At 67.8% G+C, this 17689-nt stretch carries 19 protein-coding genes; 15 read left to right on the top strand and 4 right to left on the bottom strand.

Features of this window, described 5'->3' with window-relative positions:
• Positions 1–103: 103 nt before the first annotated feature.
• Genes AC07YR_RS10655 through AC07YR_RS10640 form a run of 4 tightly spaced genes read left to right on the top strand, consistent with a single transcriptional unit; the run spans position 104 to position 1998 of the window.
• A complete protein-coding gene (locus AC07YR_RS10655) occupies positions 104–580 on the top strand; it encodes a DoxX family protein (RefSeq protein WP_494733919.1) in 477 nt (158 codons plus the stop codon).
• On the top strand, positions 577–1332 hold the full coding sequence (locus AC07YR_RS10650) for an AzlC family ABC transporter permease (RefSeq protein ID WP_200939340.1): 756 nt from the start codon (positions 577–579) through the stop codon (positions 1330–1332). Before AC07YR_RS10655 ends, AC07YR_RS10650 begins: the two co-directional genes overlap by 4 nt.
• On the top strand, positions 1329–1640 hold the full coding sequence (locus AC07YR_RS10645) for an AzlD domain-containing protein (RefSeq protein WP_055801484.1): 312 nt from the start codon (positions 1329–1331) through the stop codon (positions 1638–1640). Before AC07YR_RS10650 ends, AC07YR_RS10645 begins: the two co-directional genes overlap by 4 nt.
• A gap of 52 nt (positions 1641–1692) precedes the next feature.
• Positions 1693–1998: a hypothetical protein gene (locus AC07YR_RS10640; RefSeq protein ID WP_494733918.1), complete on the top strand. Its 306-nt coding sequence runs from the start codon at positions 1693–1695 to the stop codon at positions 1996–1998.
• A gap of 39 nt (positions 1999–2037) precedes the next feature.
• On the opposite strand, the gene AC07YR_RS10635 is transcribed toward AC07YR_RS10640, so the two are convergent.
• Positions 2038–2286 carry a hypothetical protein gene (locus AC07YR_RS10635; protein WP_055801478.1) on the bottom strand — a complete coding sequence of 83 codons (249 nt, stop codon included), beginning with the start codon at positions 2284–2286 and terminating at the stop codon, positions 2038–2040.
• A gap of 168 nt (positions 2287–2454) precedes the next feature.
• On the opposite strand from AC07YR_RS10635, the gene AC07YR_RS10630 reads away from it, so the two are divergent.
• From AC07YR_RS10630 to AC07YR_RS10620, 3 genes are all read left to right on the top strand, one after another.
• A complete protein-coding gene (locus tag AC07YR_RS10630; protein ID WP_494733917.1) occupies positions 2455–3192 on the top strand; it encodes a GAF and ANTAR domain-containing protein in 738 nt (245 codons plus the stop codon).
• A 79-nt stretch (positions 3193–3271) separates the two neighbouring features.
• Positions 3272–3991, top strand: coding sequence for a GAF and ANTAR domain-containing protein (locus AC07YR_RS10625; RefSeq protein ID WP_494733916.1), 720 nt, complete (start codon positions 3272–3274; stop codon positions 3989–3991).
• Positions 3992–4004: 13 nt separating this feature from the next.
• A complete protein-coding gene (locus AC07YR_RS10620; RefSeq protein ID WP_494733915.1) occupies positions 4005–4343 on the top strand; it encodes a hypothetical protein in 339 nt (112 codons plus the stop codon).
• On the opposite strand, the gene AC07YR_RS10615 is transcribed toward AC07YR_RS10620, so the two are convergent.
• The gene (locus AC07YR_RS10615) at positions 4326–4961 is read right to left on the bottom strand and encodes a TetR/AcrR family transcriptional regulator (RefSeq protein WP_028270654.1); all 636 of its coding nucleotides are present in this window, start codon (positions 4959–4961) and stop codon (positions 4326–4328) included. The genes AC07YR_RS10620 and AC07YR_RS10615 overlap by 18 nt on opposite strands.
• Before the next feature lie 113 nt (positions 4962–5074).
• Between AC07YR_RS10615 and AC07YR_RS10610 the strand changes: the two genes are divergently transcribed.
• The 8 genes from AC07YR_RS10610 to ppsA all read left to right on the top strand — a co-directional run bounded on the left by AC07YR_RS10610 (position 5075) and on the right by ppsA (position 15201).
• Positions 5075–5425, top strand: a complete 351-nt coding sequence (locus tag AC07YR_RS10610) for a thiamine-binding protein (RefSeq protein ID WP_494733914.1) — start codon at positions 5075–5077, stop codon at positions 5423–5425.
• A gap of 56 nt (positions 5426–5481) precedes the next feature.
• A complete protein-coding gene (locus tag AC07YR_RS10605; RefSeq protein WP_055801465.1) occupies positions 5482–6159 on the top strand; it encodes an O-methyltransferase in 678 nt (225 codons plus the stop codon).
• An 85-nt stretch (positions 6160–6244) separates the two neighbouring features.
• Positions 6245–6724, top strand: coding sequence for a Dps family protein (locus AC07YR_RS10600; RefSeq protein WP_055801463.1), 480 nt, complete (start codon positions 6245–6247; stop codon positions 6722–6724).
• Positions 6725–6746: 22 nt separating this feature from the next.
• Complete coding sequence (locus AC07YR_RS10595) at positions 6747–7829, top strand: acyl-CoA dehydrogenase family protein (RefSeq protein ID WP_494733913.1); 1083 nt, start codon at positions 6747–6749, stop codon at positions 7827–7829.
• Positions 7823–9190, top strand: a complete 1368-nt coding sequence (locus AC07YR_RS10590) for a PIG-L family deacetylase (protein WP_494733912.1) — start codon at positions 7823–7825, stop codon at positions 9188–9190. Before AC07YR_RS10595 ends, AC07YR_RS10590 begins: the two co-directional genes overlap by 7 nt.
• A gap of 1 nt (position 9191) precedes the next feature.
• Positions 9192–9995 carry a glycosyltransferase family 2 protein gene (locus AC07YR_RS10585; protein ID WP_494733911.1) on the top strand — a complete coding sequence of 268 codons (804 nt, stop codon included), beginning with the start codon at positions 9192–9194 and terminating at the stop codon, positions 9993–9995.
• Positions 9996–10103: 108 nt separating this feature from the next.
• The gene (locus AC07YR_RS10580) at positions 10104–12827 is read left to right on the top strand and encodes a cation-translocating P-type ATPase (RefSeq protein ID WP_494733989.1); all 2724 of its coding nucleotides are present in this window, start codon (positions 10104–10106) and stop codon (positions 12825–12827) included.
• Positions 12820–15201 (top strand): phosphoenolpyruvate synthase, encoded by a 2382-nt coding sequence (gene ppsA / locus AC07YR_RS10575; RefSeq protein ID WP_436056461.1) that lies wholly within the window; start codon positions 12820–12822, stop codon positions 15199–15201. Before AC07YR_RS10580 ends, ppsA begins: the two co-directional genes overlap by 8 nt.
• On the opposite strand, the gene AC07YR_RS10570 is transcribed toward ppsA, so the two are convergent.
• Positions 15153–17126 carry a heavy metal translocating P-type ATPase gene (locus AC07YR_RS10570; protein ID WP_436059240.1) on the bottom strand — a complete coding sequence of 658 codons (1974 nt, stop codon included), beginning with the start codon at positions 17124–17126 and terminating at the stop codon, positions 15153–15155. The two genes, ppsA and AC07YR_RS10570, sit on opposite strands and share 49 nt — an antisense overlap.
• Positions 17127–17405: 279 nt before the next feature.
• Positions 17406–17689 (bottom strand): hypothetical protein (locus tag AC07YR_RS10565; RefSeq protein ID WP_494733910.1); only part of this gene is annotated, 284 nt, incomplete at its 5' end.

The following is a 17689-nucleotide window of genomic DNA, read 5'->3' as shown; positions in this document are numbered from 1 at the left end:
CTGCGCGTCCTGACCCGGGCGGAAAGTCCCGTCCGCCCGTCGTTTCGCAGGCGCTGACGCTCGCGGTTACCGGGAGCGTCAGCGCCTGTGGTTGCATGGATCCATGCCATTCACCTGGTCCGGCCGGGCCACCCAGACCCTCTCAGCTACTGCCCTGAGCGCCCTGCTGCTGGCCAGCGCCATGAAACATTTCCGCGAACCCGCGTTCTTTTACCAAGTGGTTCCCGATTTCCTGTGCCGTGACGACTCCGGCGCCCGGCCCAACGGCCCGTTTGCGGTGATGACCCGTGATGAATGGGTGGCGCTCAGCGGCCTGCTCGAGGCGGGCGCCGCCGTCGGACTCCTGATCCCGGCCACCCGCAAACCGGCCGCCTGGGGTGTTACTGCCATGTTCACGGCCTTCGTTGCCGGGCATGCCGACGCCTTGCGCCGTGCGTACGGTCCTGCCGGGACGCCAGGGCAGCGGAAGGTGCACACCGCCCGGCTTCCGCTTCAGGTGCCGCTGATCCTCTGGGCCTGGAGCCTGCGAAAGCCGTTCCGTCCTGCCGGGCCGCCGCGTGTTCCCGGGGCCGGGCAGTGAAGCTGCTTCAGTCTCCGGCCGTGCGGGTGGGGCTGTCCATCAGCATCGCCACCGGCCTCTACGGGATTTCCTTCGGGGCGCTCGGCGTCACGTCCGGGCTTGATTTTTGGCAGACCATGGCGCTAAGCCTGCTTCTGTTCAGCGGCGGTTCGCAGTTCGCGTTCATCGGCGTGGTGGCCGGCGGCGGATCCGGGGTGGCGGCGATGGGCGCGGCCACGCTCCTGGGCATGCGCAACGGCATCTACGGCATGCAGCTCAACGCCCTGCTGCAACCGCGCGGGTGGCGCAAGTACGCCGCCGCCCACGTCACCATCGACGAGTCAACGGCCACCAGTACCGGGCAGACGGACCCCGACGAACAGAAGCGGGGATTCTGGACGGCCGGCATCGGCATCTTCGTGCTCTGGAATATTTTCACTGCCGTCGGGGCGCTGGCGGGCAGTGCGCTGGGGGACCCCAAGCAATGGGGGCTCGACGGCGCGGCCGTGGCGGCCTTCCTCGGCCTTCTTTGGCCACGGCTCAAGGGCCGCGAACCGGTGGCCATCGCAGTGGTGTGCGCCCTGGCAACGGTGCTGGCCGTGCCGTTCGTGCCCGCGGGAGTTCCCATCTTGATAGCGGCATTTGTGGCGGCGGCGATCGGCTGGTTCAGCCACGGCCGCAGCGACGAGGGGCTGGAGCCCGATGTGGATCCCTACGCCGAGCACCATCAACACCCGCGTCAGGGCCCCGCTGCGGAAGAGGCCGGCAGATGAGCCTTTGGATGTGGCTGCTGCTTGCCTGCCTCCTTGGCTACGCCTGGAAACTCCTTGGCTATCTGGTGCCGGCAACCCTGCTGCGCAACCCGCGGATGTCCCGGATTGCGGGCACCATGACCATCGGCCTGCTGGCCTCGCTCACCATTGTGAACGCAGTGGCATCGGGCCAGTCACTGGCTCTTGACGCCCGGATGGGCGCCCTGGCCGCGGCCGGAATCGCCCTGTGGCTCCGGGCCCCTTTCCTGGTGGTGGTCCTGGCCGGAGCCGGTGCTGCTGCCGGGTTGCGGCTGCTGGGTTGGAGCTGATGACGGCCGTTCGGCCCTAGTAGGTCCGCCCGTGCTGTGGCAGGATGCCACCATGAGCGAAGAACAAGCGCCCGCGGTTCCTGCTGCCGAAAGAGAATCCAAATCCAGGCCCTACGTGCCATCGCCGGGATCCGAATCCACCCGTGAAATGCGCGAGATGTCCCGCCGCCGACGCGACGCCGAGGAGAAACTCCAGCAGCATCTGCAGGAAGCGGATCAGCTGCACGAGGCGCACATGAAGGCCCACCACAAAGAGACGTCGTTGCCCCCTGGGGGCGAGGCCGCTGCCGAGGATCAAGCCCCGGACGAACACGCCCCGGACGAAGAACGGAAGGCTGGCGCCGAGCCGGCAGAATAGCGCAGCCCAAGTGTATTGACCTAGGCCGAATAGCGCAGCCTAGGCTGCGCCAAACGCATCTGAATCAGCCAAGTCGTCGGCCTGTGGGGAGGCTCCGTTGTTCCTGTTCTCCAACTCTTCCAAGGCAAGGTCGTACCAGACCTGCGCCCCAAACACCGGGTGGGACGTATCCAGGTCCCGGAAAAGGGCGTCTGTGAGGGCCTGCAGTTCCGACGTGCTCGCCGACGAAATAACCAGCAGCGGGTCGGCGTCGCCGTTCATGAGCAAGGCAAGCTGCTGGCGGGTCATGGCAGCACCGGAAGGGAAAATGAGCGTAGTCCGTAGTCCATGTCGAACTCCAAAACGAGACAAAGTGGCTGACTGCGTAACCGCCACAATTCTAATATCCTGTGACGCCCGCCACAATCTCCCGGCCTCGGGCCGTTGGGCGGCGAATTCGGGAGCCGGGGGCGGGCTGTGACCGGCGCCCGGCTGGGCCAGTACCTGGCGGAACGGCTTCAGGACCTCGTCCTCGAGAGTGCCGATGTGCAGGACTTCCTCCGGGAACTGTGTGTATTCTCGGCCGGCTTCATCGGGAAGGCAACCGGGCTTCCCGTGCTGTGCGCCGTCACCCTGACGCGTTCCCGGCGGCCTGTGACGTCCGCCGGCAGCGGACCAGGGGCGAGGCTGCTTGAGGAGATTCAGCAGGCTACCGGCCAAAGTCCTTCGCTGGCTGCCCTGGAGTCCGGTGCTACGGTATCGGTGCCCGATGCCCGGGCCGACTCCCGCTGGCCTCGCTACAACCGCGGCGTGATGAGGGCCGGACAGCTCAGCGTCCTGTCACTCCCGCTGCGGCTGGATCCGGATGCCGCGGCATCCGTGTCGTTTTTTGCCCCGGAAGCAGGTGCGTTTGACGACGAGGCAGTCGTGATTTGCGAAGCGTTCGCCGCCCGCGCCGGCAAGGCCCTGCGGCTGGCTGTGCGCATCGGTGCCTCGAAGGACCTCAATGAGGACCTTCTCGAGGCCTTGAAATCACGCACCAGCATCAACCTCGCCTCGGGAATTGTGATGGGCCAGAGCCGCTGTTCGCAGGCCGAAGCGTTCGCGATCCTGAGCAAGGTTTCCAGCAACCGCAACGTCAAGCTCCGAGTTGTGGCTGAGGACCTGCTGCGAAAATTCGATACGACACCGGACGCCGCCCACTTCAACGGCTAAGGGACGCGCCTTGCGGCTATGCTTTTTAAAGTTCCAGTCAACGGGCGAAGGGCGGCAAAGCAGTGGAGTGGGTGCGGCCATGGTGGTGAAACTACCCCTCGCGGATGAACTTGCGGCAATCTTCGCCCGCGCTTCGGAGCTCCTGCTGACGGACGAGACGGTCTCCAGGGCCCTTGAGCTGATCACCGCTGCCGCGGAAGCGGCCGTGCCCGGAGTCGCAGGCGCGGGCGTCACTCTGATAGACGCTGAGGGCCGGAAACATACGGCGAGTGCTTCCAACACGTTGGTGGAGCTTGCCGACTCGCGCCAGTACAATTTGGGCCAGGGCCCCTGCCTCCTCGCCTGGGCCAGCGGCGAGCCCGTGCTCGTCAGCGACGTCCGGAACGACCGGCGCTGGCCGGAGTGGGCTACCGCGGCAACCGGGCTGGGCCTGCGCTCCTCCGTCAGCGCACCGCTGCTCGCCGGAGAATCCGCCTTGGGCGCCGTCAAGCTCTACGCCCGCAATGAGAACAGCTTCAGCCCCGGCACTGTGCGCCTGTTGGAACTCTTCGCCGCGCAGGCCACCATCTTCCTGATCAATGCCCAGGCCCGCGACAGCGCCCGGACGATTAGCGAGGACCTCCGCGACGCCCTGGCCCACCGCGAAATCATTGCCGTGGCCAAGGGAATCCTGATGGCCCGCCACGGACTTGACGAGGACACGGCCATGCAGGACCTCCTGATGGAGTCGCGGCGGGCCAAGAGGTCGCTGCGGGACATATCCGCCGAGCTGGTGTCCTCCACCCAGCTGCCCCGGTGAGCGGGGGTGCGCTTTGGCCCTGGGCAAGGACGAAGATGAGCAAAGGCTTCGCTTTGAGGAAATGCTCCGGAACGCTGACCTGCGCGTTGAGGAGCTGTGGCTGAGGTATTTCAGCATTGGCGGCAGCGCAGGGCAGTTTGAAGTCGAGGCTTACATCCACGGTGCCATCGCGCTGCCGGCGTTGCAGCGGGACATCCTGGCGCATGCCCTGAACGAGCGCCTTGACGAGATCAACGCCCCCGACGGCAGGGCGTCCTACAGCCGCGGGTCCGAGGACGCCGGCCGGCTACATGACGAGCGGTCGCCTGACGACATAGACCGGCCCGAGGAAGAATCAGGGCAGGACGATTGAATCGAAGGCCGTGCCCGGGAGCGGCGACTGGGGAGGCAGCGGCCGGTGGGGCCGTTCCGTGCGGATAGCGTCCTCCACCAGCGCTACGGGGCGCCGCCAGGCATCGGACCCGGGTTCCATGGTGTCCACAACACCGATCAGCATGGCCAGCAGGCGGATCACGTCAGTCATGGAAATGTCAGTGCGCAGGGTCCCCTGACCCTGGCCGCGGCCCAGCAGGACGGCCACGGACTCAAAGAGGCTGCCGGTGATTCCGGTCAGCAGGCCGCGCCGTCCGGCCACGGCCCCGAGCAGGTTGGCATCCTCGCTGGCGGCTGCCATCAGCGCATCGATCACGCGGAACAGCCCGTCGGCGGCATCAGGGCCGGCCAGGGCGTCGTCGATCACGGGGTCCACCATCAGCCTCAGCTGGCGGTTGAGCGCGGCAAGAACCAGCTGTTCCTTGTCCGCGAAGTTCCGGAACAGGGTTGCGGGACCGACGCCGGCCGTGACGGCGATGGTCTGCAACGGCACTTCCGGGCCGTACTCACGGAAGCAGTTGCGGGCGGCGGTGATGATCTTGTCCACATTGCGCGCAGCATCCGCACGGAGGGGCTTGCGTTCCACTGCGAGGTTCATTTTTCAAGGTTAGCAACGCTGGGCCTGAGCGCCCGGGTTACTGATTGGTAGCCGCGAATGTGCTCCCTATATGACGAATGTATGGGGAAATTCCGCTGTGGCAGACTGGGTCCATGTTGCTCGCATTCTCAGTTGCACCCTCCGGCCAGCCTGCGCACCTCACTGCTGATTCCGGTGCTGTCTCCTCCGCGGCATCCGCAGACGCTTCGGTCCATGACGCCGTCGCTGCCGCCGTCAAGATTGTCCGGGATTCCGGCCTGCCCAACCACACGGACTCCATGTTCACCACCATCGAAGGTGAGTGGGATGAGGTGTTCGCCGTGGTGAAGGAGGCCACCGAAGCTGTCGGGCGTTTCGGCAGCCGTGTGTCACTGGTCATCAAGGCGGATATCCGCCCCGGGTATTCGGGCGAGCTCACCGCCAAAGTGGAGCGGCTGGAAAGCGCCATCGCCGACGCCGGCTAATTCCCGCCTCTGGTTTCTCCTTCCCACGCAGCAAAGGCAACTGCGAGACTGGGCCCATGATTGAGCACCGGCCCGAGCCCCAATGGGTGGCTGTGGAGAAGTACCTGACCGACGTCGTCGTCCGCCCCGGCAGCCCGCTGAAGCGGGCCGTTACTTCCGCCGTCGACGCCGGAATGCCGGCCATCGAGGTGGCGCCCAACGCCGGGAAGCTGCTCAAGCTGCTGGTGCAGCTTTCGGGCGCCCGGCGGGTCCTCGAAATCGGCACCTTGGCCGGTTTCAGCACCATCTGGATGGCCCAGGGACTGCCCGACGACGGCAAACTCGTCACGTGCGAGTACCTCCCCAAACATGCCCGCGTGGCGCGCGCCAACGTGGACGCTGCCGGAGTCGGGCACAAAGTGGACATCCGCGTGGGTGCCGCACTGGACACCCTTCCCGGGCTGCATAATGACGGGCGCGGCCCTTTCGATTTTGTGTTCATCGATGCCGACAAGGAAAACAACCCGCAGTACCTGGACTGGGCCATCAGGCTGGGCCGGCCGGGCACCGCGATTGTGATGGACAACGTGGTGTGGGAGGGCGCGCTGCTCGATCCGTCCCTGGACGAGGTCAACGCGCCGGGGATCATCACCGCACTGGAAATGATGGGGGAGGACCCCCGGCTGGACGCGACGGTCATGCAAACCGTGGGTTCGAAGGGCTGGGACGGCTTCGCGCTGGCCCTGGTCAAGTGACGTCACGCCGCCAAAATGCTAAGTATGCTTAGAATAGGCTAATACCGGACGAACCCGTCCCGCATCGCCTGCAGTGGAGGAAGAAATGAAGGCTTCACCGACCCTTGCCAGCAATCTCCAGATGGTCCTCACGGACCTGATCGAACTTCACGTCCAGGGCAAGCAGGCGCACTGGAACATCGTGGGAACCAACTTCCGCGACCTCCACCTGCAGCTCGATGAAATCGTTACCAGCGTGCGGCTGTTCGCAGATGAAACGGCTGAGCGGATGCGCGCCCTGCATGCCCTGCCGGACGGCAGGAGCACCACGGTGTCCGCCGGCACCCGGCTGGAACAGTTCCCCGAAGGACTCACCTCCACTAAGGACGCCGTCAAACTGATCACGGCCCGGCTGGAGCGCACCGTGAAGACCATGCGTGACGTCCATGACGAGGTGGACGAGGAAGATCCCACCAGCGCAGACCTCCTCCACGCCGGCATTGCGCGACTGGAACAGCTGGCCTGGATGGTGAACGCCGAGACCATGTCGGCGGGGGCTTCAGTCACGGCACCGGACCACGGCTGACGCCGGCGCCACGGCCAGCGGAATGGACCCCGAGGCAAAGCCGCGCCCGGTGCGCATCGGTTCCGCAGCGGAACCGCCCGAAACCCTGGCCACGATGCTTGAGGCCGTGCGCGACGCGGCAGGAGACGTGCCGGCCCTTATTGCACTGGCGCGGGACACGGGACGGACGGCGCCCCGGCCCGGCGAAGGCAGCACGGCGCGGCTCTGGGAACTTCTTGCTTCCGTGACTTCCGTCGACGTCGCGGCCGGCCGCGTGCTTGAACCGCACCTCGATGCGCTGGCCATCCTGGCCCAGTCCGGTTCCCAAGCGGATTCCCCGATCGGTGAATCATCAACGGACGGCGCCTGGGGCGTTTTTGCCGCGGAGGGGCCGGGGCTGCGGCTTGAGGCTACTCCGGACGGCGCCGGGAATTATCTCCTGAACGGATCCAAGCCGTGGTGCTCGCTCGCTGCCCACCTGGACGGCGCCGTGCTGACCGCGCATCTTGCAGACGGAGGCAGGGCCGCCTTCGCCGTCGACCTGCACACTCCCGGGGTGTCCTGCGAGACGCCGCTGTGGACCAGCCGGGGCCTGCGCGAAATCCCCAGCGGCACCGTGCACTTCGACGGCGTCAGCGCCGTTCCGGTGGGTGCATCGGGCTGGTATTTCCAGCGCCCGGGCTTCGCCTGGGGAGGCATGGGCGTTGCAGCCTGCTGGTTCGGCGGAGCCGTTGCCGTGGCCCGCGACTTCAGCTCCGCGCTGTCCGCAGCTGCGGACAAAGGGCGTGAACCGGACCAGATCGCCCTGGCCCACTTAGGCGAAGCGGACCGGATCATCGCCTCCGTGTCCGGCTACCTGGCGCGCACGGCCGAACGGATCGACGCCGGGGAACTGTCCGGCTCCGGTGCGTGGAGCGAGGCGCTGCGCGTCCGCGGAACCGTCGTCGCCGCCGTCGAACGCATCCAGGCTGTAGTGGCCCAAAACCTGGGCCCGGGTCCCCTGGCCTTCAACGAAAAGTACGGAAAACGCATGGCGGACCTGTCGCTGTACATCCGCCAACACCACGCCATGCGGGACGACGCGCAATTAGGCGCCCTGACCCTGAAGGGGGACCGCTCGTGGTGAGTTTCTCACATGCCGATACCGGCACAGCCGAGGCCGAATGGGAGGGAAGCGGCGTGGCCGTCCTCCCGGAACTCCCCCTGGACCAGGACGAACTCGCGGCCATGGCCTTCATTGTGCTGGCTGCGCATCCGGATGACGAGACCCTAGGCGCCGGAGGGTTCCTCGCACGCCTGAACGCTGCCGGCGCGGCAATCGACGTGCTGCTGTGCACGGCGGGGGAGGCATCGCACCCGGACTCCCCGACCACGACGCCGGACCAGCTGGCCGCCCTCCGGCTCGCTGAGTTCAGGGCAGCGGTGTCCGGTTTGGCCCCGGGAGCCGCCAGGGAGTTCCTGCACTTCCGGGACGGCCACCTTGATGCAGACCGGGACCGGATCGCTGCCGCCGTCAAGGAATCGATCGCGGCATCCGGGCGCCCGGCGAACCAGGTGGTTATCGTTGCGCCCTACCGCTCGGACGGCCACACGGACCACGACGTCCTGGGCGCCGTGGCCGCCGAAGTGGCGGCCCAGGGCGGCCACGGGCTGCTGGAATACCCCGTCTGGTACTGGTTGTGGGCGTCACCGGCGGACGGCGCCTGGCAGTCATGGGTCCGTGTGCCGCTGACGCCGGACGAGCAGCGGGCCAAGGCGGCAGCCCTCCTGGCGCACACCTCGCAGACCGAGCCGCTGTCCGACCAGCCCGGCGACGAGGCGCTTCTTGCCGCCGGCTTTGTCGATCATTTTTCCCGCCCGTGGGAGACGTTCGCGTGGCACCGGCCCGCCGGCGGGACCAATACTGCGGGCGACGCCGAGCGGATCTTTGACGTCGTGCACGGCGGGAACGCCGATCCGTGGAGCTACACCACCAGCTGGTACGAAAGGCGCAAGCGGGCGCTCACCCTGGCCATCCTGCCGGACGCCGAGTACGGTTCCGGACTGGAAATCGGCTGTTCCATCGGCACCCTCAGCGTGGAGCTCGCGGCCCGCTGCCGGGAGTACGTGGCGGTTGACGCCAGCAGCGCCGCCCTGGTCCAGGCTGCTGAGCGGTTAGGGGGCCATCCCGCTGCCCGGACCCTGCACCTGACGGTTCCGCAGCACTGGCCCGAAGGCCGCTTCGACCTGGCGGTGGTGTCCGAGACGGGGTACTACCTGACGGCGGAGGAACTGGCCGAACTGTTCGCGCGGGTGCAAGGCTCGCTGAATCCCGGGGGGACCCTGTTGCTCTGCCATTGGCGCCACCCCGTCACCGGCTGGGAACTGGACGGGGACACCGTCCACGCCATGGCCCGGCAGCAGCTCCGCTGGCCCACGGCAGGGCTATACCAGGAAAGGGACTTCGTCCTGGAAGCGTTTGTATCGCCGGGCCCGGATCGGCCCTGAGATGACTAGCGGGACGACCGAACGGGCAGGCGACTGTCCCGCGGAGGCAATCCGGTCCGGCCTGGGCATCGACCGGGTGGCTGTGGTGGTGCCCGCCCACAACGAGGACCAGCACCTCGACCGGGCGCTTTCGGCGCTCCGAACCGCCGCCGACGCGTTGCAGCGGGAACGGCCCGGGATCCAGCTGTCCATCACGGTGGTGCTGGACAGCTGCACCGACCGGTCGGCGGACATCGCCGCCGGCTATGTTGCCTCAGACCCCCGGTTCGCGGCTGTGCACGTACGGCTGGGAAGCACCGGTGCAAGCCGCGCCGCGGGCGTCCAGGCCGCCGCAGGGCTGTGGAAAGGGCTGTGGGCCGGGCATGTCTGGCTTGCCAATACCGACGCGGACTCCGCCGTTCCGGAGAACTGGCTGGTGCGCCAGGTTGAACTGGCCGATGCCGGGGCTGACGCAGTCCTGGGATCCGTTGAGCCGGATCCGGCCGGGACCGATCCTGCCATCCTGCGGCGCTGGCTGGAGCGGCACCCGTTCAGGGAGGACCATCCGCACATTTACGGCGCGAATTTTGGCGTCCGGGCCTCCGCGTACCTGGCGGCCGGCGGGTTTCCCCGGATGCGCGTCCACGAGGACAGGATCCTGGTGGAGAACCTGCGCAAGCAGGCCTACAGGGTGCTGGCCACCGACACCATCCGGGTGCTGACGTCGGGCCGCACCCATGCCCGCGCACCGCAGGGGTTCGGTGCCTACCTCCGGGCGCTGGCGCTGGAGCTGCCGGCGCTGGACCGGGACAGTGGTGACCTTTGACCCTAGGAGCCTGAACTCCTAGACCGCATCCTCGACCCATGGGGTTCCTCCTGAGGGCCATGGTGTCGTGTGCTCGGCGCTGCCCGTGAATAGCGGGCTGCAGCCGTGATCCCGGGCGCCGGCTCCGCTGCTGGTGCATTGCCGCGGGCTGCGGGCCTCAGCTCCGAGGAGGCTGCACTCCGGCTGAAGAAGGTCGGGGCCAACCGGCTGCCGCAGGTCCGCCCGGTGCCGCGCTGGCGCAAGCTGCTGGCCGAAATGACCCATTTCTTTGCCATCATGCTCTGGGTGGCGGCCGGACTTGCCTACATGGCCGGCATGCCGCAGCTGGCCGTCGCGATCGTCGTGGTGATCCTGGTCAACGGAATCTTCGCCTACATCCAGCAGGAACGTGCCCAGCGGGCTGCAGCCAGGCTCCGTGAGCTGCTTCCCGCCATTGTGTCGGTCCGCCGGGACGGCCGCATTGTCAAGGTCCACACCACCGAGCTCGTGCCGGACGACGTGGTGGTGCTGGTTGCAGGCGACAGGGTCCCCGCGGATCTCCGGCTGGTGCTGGCCGCCGGATGCTCAGTGGACGAGTCGATGCTCACCGGCGAGAGCGAAGCCGTAGCCAAGGTCCCGGGCGACGCCGTCCTCGGCGGGACGTTCCTGGTCAACGGCGAGGCAGAGGGTATCGTCACGGTCACGGGCAGCGGCACCCGTCTCGCCGAGATCGCCGCACTGACCGGCAAGGTCGAGGCGCCCCCAACCCCGCTGGCGCTGGAACTGCAGCGGATTGTCCGCATCACAGCCACGGTGGCACTGGGGATCGGCGTGCTGTTCTTTGTCCTCTCGCTGCTGGTGGGTATTTCCTGGCGCGACGCGTTCCTCTTCGCGATCGGGGTGGCCGTGGCGCTGGTGCCCGAGGGCCTGCTTCCCACGGTCACGCTTTCACTGGCCGTCGGGGCGCAGCGGATGGCGCAGCGCAACGCCCTGGTCCGGAACCTGGAAGCGGTGGAAACCCTCGGCTCCACCACCTTCATTTGCACGGACAAGACCGGCACGCTCACCCAGAACCGGATGAACGCCGTCGAGGTGTGGACCCCGGCAGGACTGCTCAGCATCATCGGGGCGGGCTACGGGCCCGAGGCCGAAGTCACCGGGAAGGGAACCGGGGAGGCCCGGCACCTCAGCACCGCTGCGCTGGCCGCCTCCGCCGGACGCGCAGTGCTCCACAACGGGCAGTGGATCGCCGAGGGGGACCCGATGGAGGCCGCCATTGATGCGCTTGCCGTCCGGCTGGCCGGCCCCGGGCAGGAACCCGATGAACCCGAGGTATCGCACCGTTTTGCCTTCGACCCGCGACGGCTGCGCGAATCCGCGATCGTCGGCACCACGCTGTACGTCAAAGGTGCCCCGGAATCCGTGATTCCGCTGTGTGGCGAAAGCAGCGCCGAACGCGCGCTGGAAATGGTTGACCAGATGGCCTCGCACGGGCTGCGGGTGCTGGCCGTGGCCGAGCGAAGCCTGCCCGGCCTGCCGGGCGCCAGCTTCAAGCTGGAGGAAGTGGAGGCCGGACTCACGCTGCTGGGGCTGATCGGCCTCCACGATCCGCCCCGGGCCGAAGTCCGCCTGGCGCTCGAGGCGGCCCGCGATGCGGGAATCAAGGTGGCCATGGTCACCGGCGACCACGCCTTCACCGCCGCCGCCATCGCCCGGGAAACCGGACTGATCGGTTCACCCGAGCTTGTGCTGGAGGGACACACCCTCCCGGAAGACGACGCCGTCCTCACCGCCTTGCTGGACCGCGACGGCGTGGTCATCAGCCGGGTCACCCCGGAACAGAAACTCCGCGTGGCACGCCTACTCCAGCGCCGCGGCCACGTGGTGGCGATGACCGGCGACGGCGTCAACGACGGCCCGGCCCTCCAGCAGGCTGACATCGGCATTGCCATGGGACTGAGCGGCACCGACGTGGCCCGCGAAGCGGCGGACCTCGTGCTGCTGGATGACGACTTCGCCACTATCATCGCCGCAGTGGAGCAGGGCCGCGCTACGTACGCGAACATCCGGCGGTTCCTGACCTACCACCTGACGGACAACGTCGCCGAGCTCACTCCCTTCGTGATCTGGGCACTCTCCGGCGGCCGCTTCCCGCTGGCGCTGAGCGTGCTCCAGATCCTCGCCCTCGACATCGGCACCGACCTGCTCCCGGCGCTGGCCCTGGGCAGCGAGGCCCCCAGCAAGGGCACGCTGAAACGGCCGCCGGAGCGGAGGCACCTGATGGACCGCGCCCTGATGTTCCGGGTGTTCGGCCTGCTGGGTCCGGTGGAGGCCCTCTTCGAAATGACCGCGTACACCGCAGTGCTCCTCGGTGCGGGCTGGCGGCCGGGCGCGGAACTACCCGTGTCGGACGTTCTCATGGCGGCCTCCGGGGCGGCTTTCACCACGGTGGTGCTGGCGCAACTGGCCAACGCGTTCGCCTGCCGCAGTGCCAGCTCCCCGCCGTGGCGGCTGGGCTGGGCCACCAACAGGCTGCTGGTCTGGGCGGTGCTGGCGGAAGTCGGGCTCCTGCTGGCCTTCCTGTTCGTCGGCCCCATCGCCACATTGCTGGGCCATGCGCCGCCGTCGCCCGGGGGCCTTGCGATGGCGCTCGCCGCCATTCCCGCCGTCATCGTCGCGGACTGGCTGTACAAGGTGTTCCGGCACCGCAGGGCGGGCACCGCACGGGCCGTTGCGCGGCCAGCTGTACCGCCGGTCCCGCTGGGGCAGGTGAGGTCCAAAGCCTCTGACCCGCCGGGGTCCGGCAAACGAGGATCAAACCATGGACCAAGGAGCGGGAACAGCCATGACTGAAAGCCACGTGGTGTGGTTTGACGAGATCGGGATGGAGCATGTGCCCCAGGTGGGCGGCAAGAACGCGTCGCTGGGGGAGATGACGCGCTCGCTCAAGTCCCGGGGAGTGCGGGTGCCGGACGGATTCGCCACCACGGCGGCCGCCTACCGTACATTCATCAAAGCCAACGGCATCGACGCCGCCATGCGCGCCCGGATCGCGGAGTATCGGGCGGGCGAGATATCGCTGCGGTCCACGGGCGAGGCCATCCGGGAGCTGTTCCTGGACAGCGAATTCCCGGAAGACATCGCCGAGTCCATCCGCAGCCACTACCGCACCCTTGCCGACAGGGCGGGACTGGACCGGCTGTCCGTTGCCGTCCGAAGCAGCGCCACCGCCGAGGACCTCCCGGACGCCAGCTTCGCCGGGCAGCAGGAGACCTTCCTAAACATCTCCGGTGAACGCGAACTCCTGGACGCCTGTCGGCGCTGCTACGCATCGCTGTTCACGGACCGTGCCATCAGCTACCGGGAGGTGAAGGGTTTCGAGCACCTGGACGTGGCACTGTCCATCGGGGTGCAGCGGATGGTGAGGTCCGACGTCGGCGCCTCCGGTGTGATGTTTTCCATCGACACCGATTCAGGCTTCCCCCGCGCGGCCGTGATCAGCGCGGCCTGGGGCCTCGGTGAAACCGTGGTGCAGGGCAGCATCAACCCGGACAAATACGTGGTGTTCAAGCCGCTCCTGGCGGACAAGGGCCTGGCCCCGATCATCGAGAAGACCCTCGGCTCCAAAGCCCGCAAGATGGTCTACAGCCGGGGCGGCCACGCGCGGACCCGGACGGTGGAGACGTCCGCGGAGGAGCGGGGCTCCTTCGTGTTGGGCGATGCCGAAATCCTGGACCTGGCGCGCTGGGCGGTGACGGTGGAGGAGCACTACGGCCGCCCCATGGACATGGAGTGGGCCCGCGACGGCGCCACCGGGGAGCTGTTCATGGTGCAGGCGCGGCCCGAAACCGTGCAGGCGCTCAAGAGCGGGACACGCTTCACCATCCACCACCTCCGCGGCACGGGCACAGTCCTGGCCTCGGGCGCAGCGATCGGGGATTCGATCGCGCAGGGCACGGCGTGCGTCATCCGGGACACCCGGGACATCGAGTCCTTCCGTGACGGCGCCATCCTGGTCACCGAGATGACGGACCCGGACTGGGTTCCCGTGATGAAACGGGCCTCGGGTATCGTCACGGACCACGGCGGGACCACCAGCCACGCGGCCATCGTGAGCCGGGAACTGGGCGTTCCCGCCGTCGTCGGAACCGGGAACGGAACCAGCGTCCTGGGCGAAGGCCAGGCCGTGACGCTGAGCTGCGCGGAAGGGGACCTGGGCCGGGTGTACGAGGGCACGGTCCCGTTCGACACCGAGGATGTGGACCTGGGTGCCCTGCCCGCCACCCGCACGGCCATGATGGTGAACATCGCCAGCCCGGGGGCCGCGTTCCAGTGGTGGCGGCTGCCCGCGGCGGGGGTGGGCCTGGCCCGGATGGAGTTCATCATCAGCAACCTGATCCGGGTCCATCCGATGGCGCTGGTTCATCCGGAACGGGTCACGGACGCGGAGGAAGCCCGGCAGATCAAGGAACTGACCAGCGGCTACGCGGACCCCCGGGAGTACTTCGTGGAGGCGCTGGCCCTGGGCATCGCCAAGATCGCTGCGCCCTACCATCCGCATCCGGTGATCGTCAGGCTCAGCGATTTCAAGACCAACGAGTACGCGCACCTGATTGGCGGCGGCTCCTTCGAACAGCCCGAAGAGAACCCCATGTTGGGCTTCCGCGGCGCGTCCCGGTACTACGACGAGCGCTACCGGGAGGGTTTTGCACTGGAGTGCGCCGCGCTCAAACGCGTGCGGGAAACCATCGGCTTCAGCAACGTCATTGTGATGATCCCGTTCTGCCGCACCCCGGACGAAGCGGACCGCGTGCTGGCCGTCATGGCCCAGAATGGCCTGGTGCGCGGCGAAAACGGCCTGCAGGTGTACATGATGTGCGAGATCCCCTCCAACGTGGTCCTGGCCGAGAAGTTCGCGCCGAAGTTCGACGGCTTCTCCATCGGATCCAACGACCTCACGCAGCTGGTCCTGGGCGTTGACCGGGATTCCGAGCAGCTGGCCGGCCTCTTCGACGAACGCGACGAGGCCGTCACGGCAATGATCAGCGAAGCCATCCGCAAGGCGCACGCAGCCGGTATCAAGATTGGAATCTGCGGCCAGGGGCCCAGCAACCATCCGGACTTCGCGGCCTTCCTGGTGGGCGAAGGAATCGACTCCATCTCGCTCAACCCGGACAGCTACCTCAAGACGGTGCGGGTGATCGCGGACGTGGAGGCCTCCGCCTGAGGCTTTGGCGGTGCCGTGTGCCGGCCCGGGCTCAGCGCGCGCAGCGCATTGAGGATGGTGGCCAGGTCCACCAATTCCTGTGACAGTGCGCCGGCGATGGCCGGCACGTAGCCCGCCGCCGCGGCCACCATGAGCCCCACGCTCAGCACGATGCCGATCCAGATGCTTTGCATCGCCACCCGGACAGTGCGCTGCCCGATCCGCACCGCATGCGCCGCCTTGGACAGGTCGTCAAGGATGATTACGACGTCGGCAGACTCGCCCGCCGCGGTGGAACCGCGCGCACCCATGGCGATTCCGACGTCGGCCACCGCCAGGACGGGGGCGTCGTTGACGCCGTCGCCCACCATCATTACGGGACGGTGCGGCAACGACCTCACCGCTTCCACTTTGTCCGGCGGAAGGCATTCGGCGCGGACGTCAGTGAGCCCCACTTCGGCCGCGATGTGCTTGGCGGTGGCCAGCGCGTCGCCGGTGAGCATCACCGTTTCGGTGACCCCCAGTGCGGACAGCTCAGCCAGCGTCCGGCGTGCCTCGGCGCGCAGCGGGTCGCTCATGACCAGGGCCCCGACGTACACGCCGCCGACGCCCACATAGATGGCCAGCTGGCCGCTGACCAGCTCCGTTTCCACCACGCCGGGCGCAAATTCGGCCACGAAGGAGGGCTTGCCCACCACTACTTCCCGCCCGTCGAACACGGCACGCACCCCATGCGTGGCATGTTCCAGCGCCTCACTGGCAGTCTCGAAGCGGAGGTCGCGTGAGGTGGCGGCCTCCATTACGGACGCGGCCAGGACGTGCGAGGAGTACTGTTCCGCGGAGCCCGCCAGCCGCAGCAGTTCGTCCTGGTCCATGGTGTCGGCCGTGACGATGGCCACCAGCGAGGGCCGGCCGTAGGTGAGCGTTCCGGTCTTGTCGAAGGCGGCGGTGCGGACCTTGCCGAGCTGCTCCAGGACCCCCGCGTATTTGACGATGATGCCGGACTTGGCCGCCTGGCTCATGCCGCCCAGGAACGCCACCGGCGCCGCGATGAGCAGCGGGCAGGGAGTGGCCACCACCAGCACTTCGGCGAACCGGGCGGGGCTGCCGCTGACAATCCAGGCGACGGCGCCCAGCGCATAGGCGAACGCGGTGAACGGGATGGCGTAGCGGTCGGCCAGGCGCACCATGGGGGCGCGGCTTTCCGAGGCCTCCTTCACGAGCGCAACGATCCGGCTGTACTGGGAATCCTCCATGACGGCCGTGACGCGCATCCGGACGGCGGCCTCGCCGTTGACGGAGCCGCTCATGATGCCGTCGCCGGCCGAGCGTTCCACCGGCAGGCTTTCGCCGGTGAGGGACGATTCGTCGAACGTGCCGGCGTCGGAAAGCAGCACGCCATCCAGCGGGACCACTTCGCCGGGCTTGACCAGCAGGATGTCGCCCACGAGGACGTCCGTGGCTGCAACGTCCTCGTGGGCGCCGTTTTCAGGGCCGCCGTTGCTGTCAGTGCCGTTCGGGGCGGTGTTGTTCGCAGGGGTGACGTTCTTTGCGTTGCCGTTCCGCTCCCGGTGGGCTGTCTGTGGAACACGCGCCAGCAGGGCGCTGAGTTCGCCCTTCGCCCGGCCCGCCGCGTAGTCCTCCAAGGCGGTGCCGCCGGCCATCATGAGCACGATGATCATGGACGCAATGAACTCACCCACCAGCACCGTGCTGACGATCGCCGTCACGGCCAGGATATCGATGCCCCAGTGCCCGCTTCGCAGCCTTCGAATCATGCCGATGGACAGGTAGGCCGCCACCGCCAGTGCATAGCCGCTCGCCGCAAGCTGCGCGATCACCGGCTGGCTGGACATCACCAGGACGGCGACAGCCATCAGGGCCAGTACCGTGCCCGCAACGAGCGGATACCGGAGAACAAGTTTCACAGGCAGACCCGCCTTCATCTGGTTAGCTGCCACGTCTGAACACACACTGACAGGACGCATCCATAGGACACTCCAATGGGACACACACCTATGGGTAACACTCCATTGAACCTGCGATGCGAAACAAGGGGAATAGGGCCCTGATGCGCCGCGGGCGCTGAGCCGCCACGCGTTTGAGCCCGGCAGCGATTCAGCCCGGCAGGCCTTTCAGCCCTGTCAGGCCTTTCAGCCCTGTCAGGGACGGGGCTGCCGCTGTCATGGTTGAAGGGTGTCGAACATGGCCGGGGAACCGTCCGCTTATCCAGGCAAACATCGCAGGCTGGTGGCGGCGGCCGTGGTGGCGGTGGTTGCGATCACGGCGGTGGTACTGGCCGTGATCCTGGCCGGTGCCCCGCGGGAATCGGACCCGGGGGGTGGCCAGCAGACGGACGGCCAGACGTCCTCGGCGCCGCAGCCTTCGGAGCCGGCCGCCTCGAGTCCGGCCGCCTCGCCGTCGTCGGGAAACCAGTCGACGGAACCACAGCCGTCTGATTCCCCGTCCCCGCCGCCCGGAACTTCTGGCGAACCGCCCGCTCCGGCCC

This window comes from Arthrobacter sp. GW460-12-1-14-TSB2, assembly GCF_059423525.1.
Note: the sequence above shows the minus strand (reverse complement) of the source record. Positions and strands in the feature narration are given on the sequence as shown.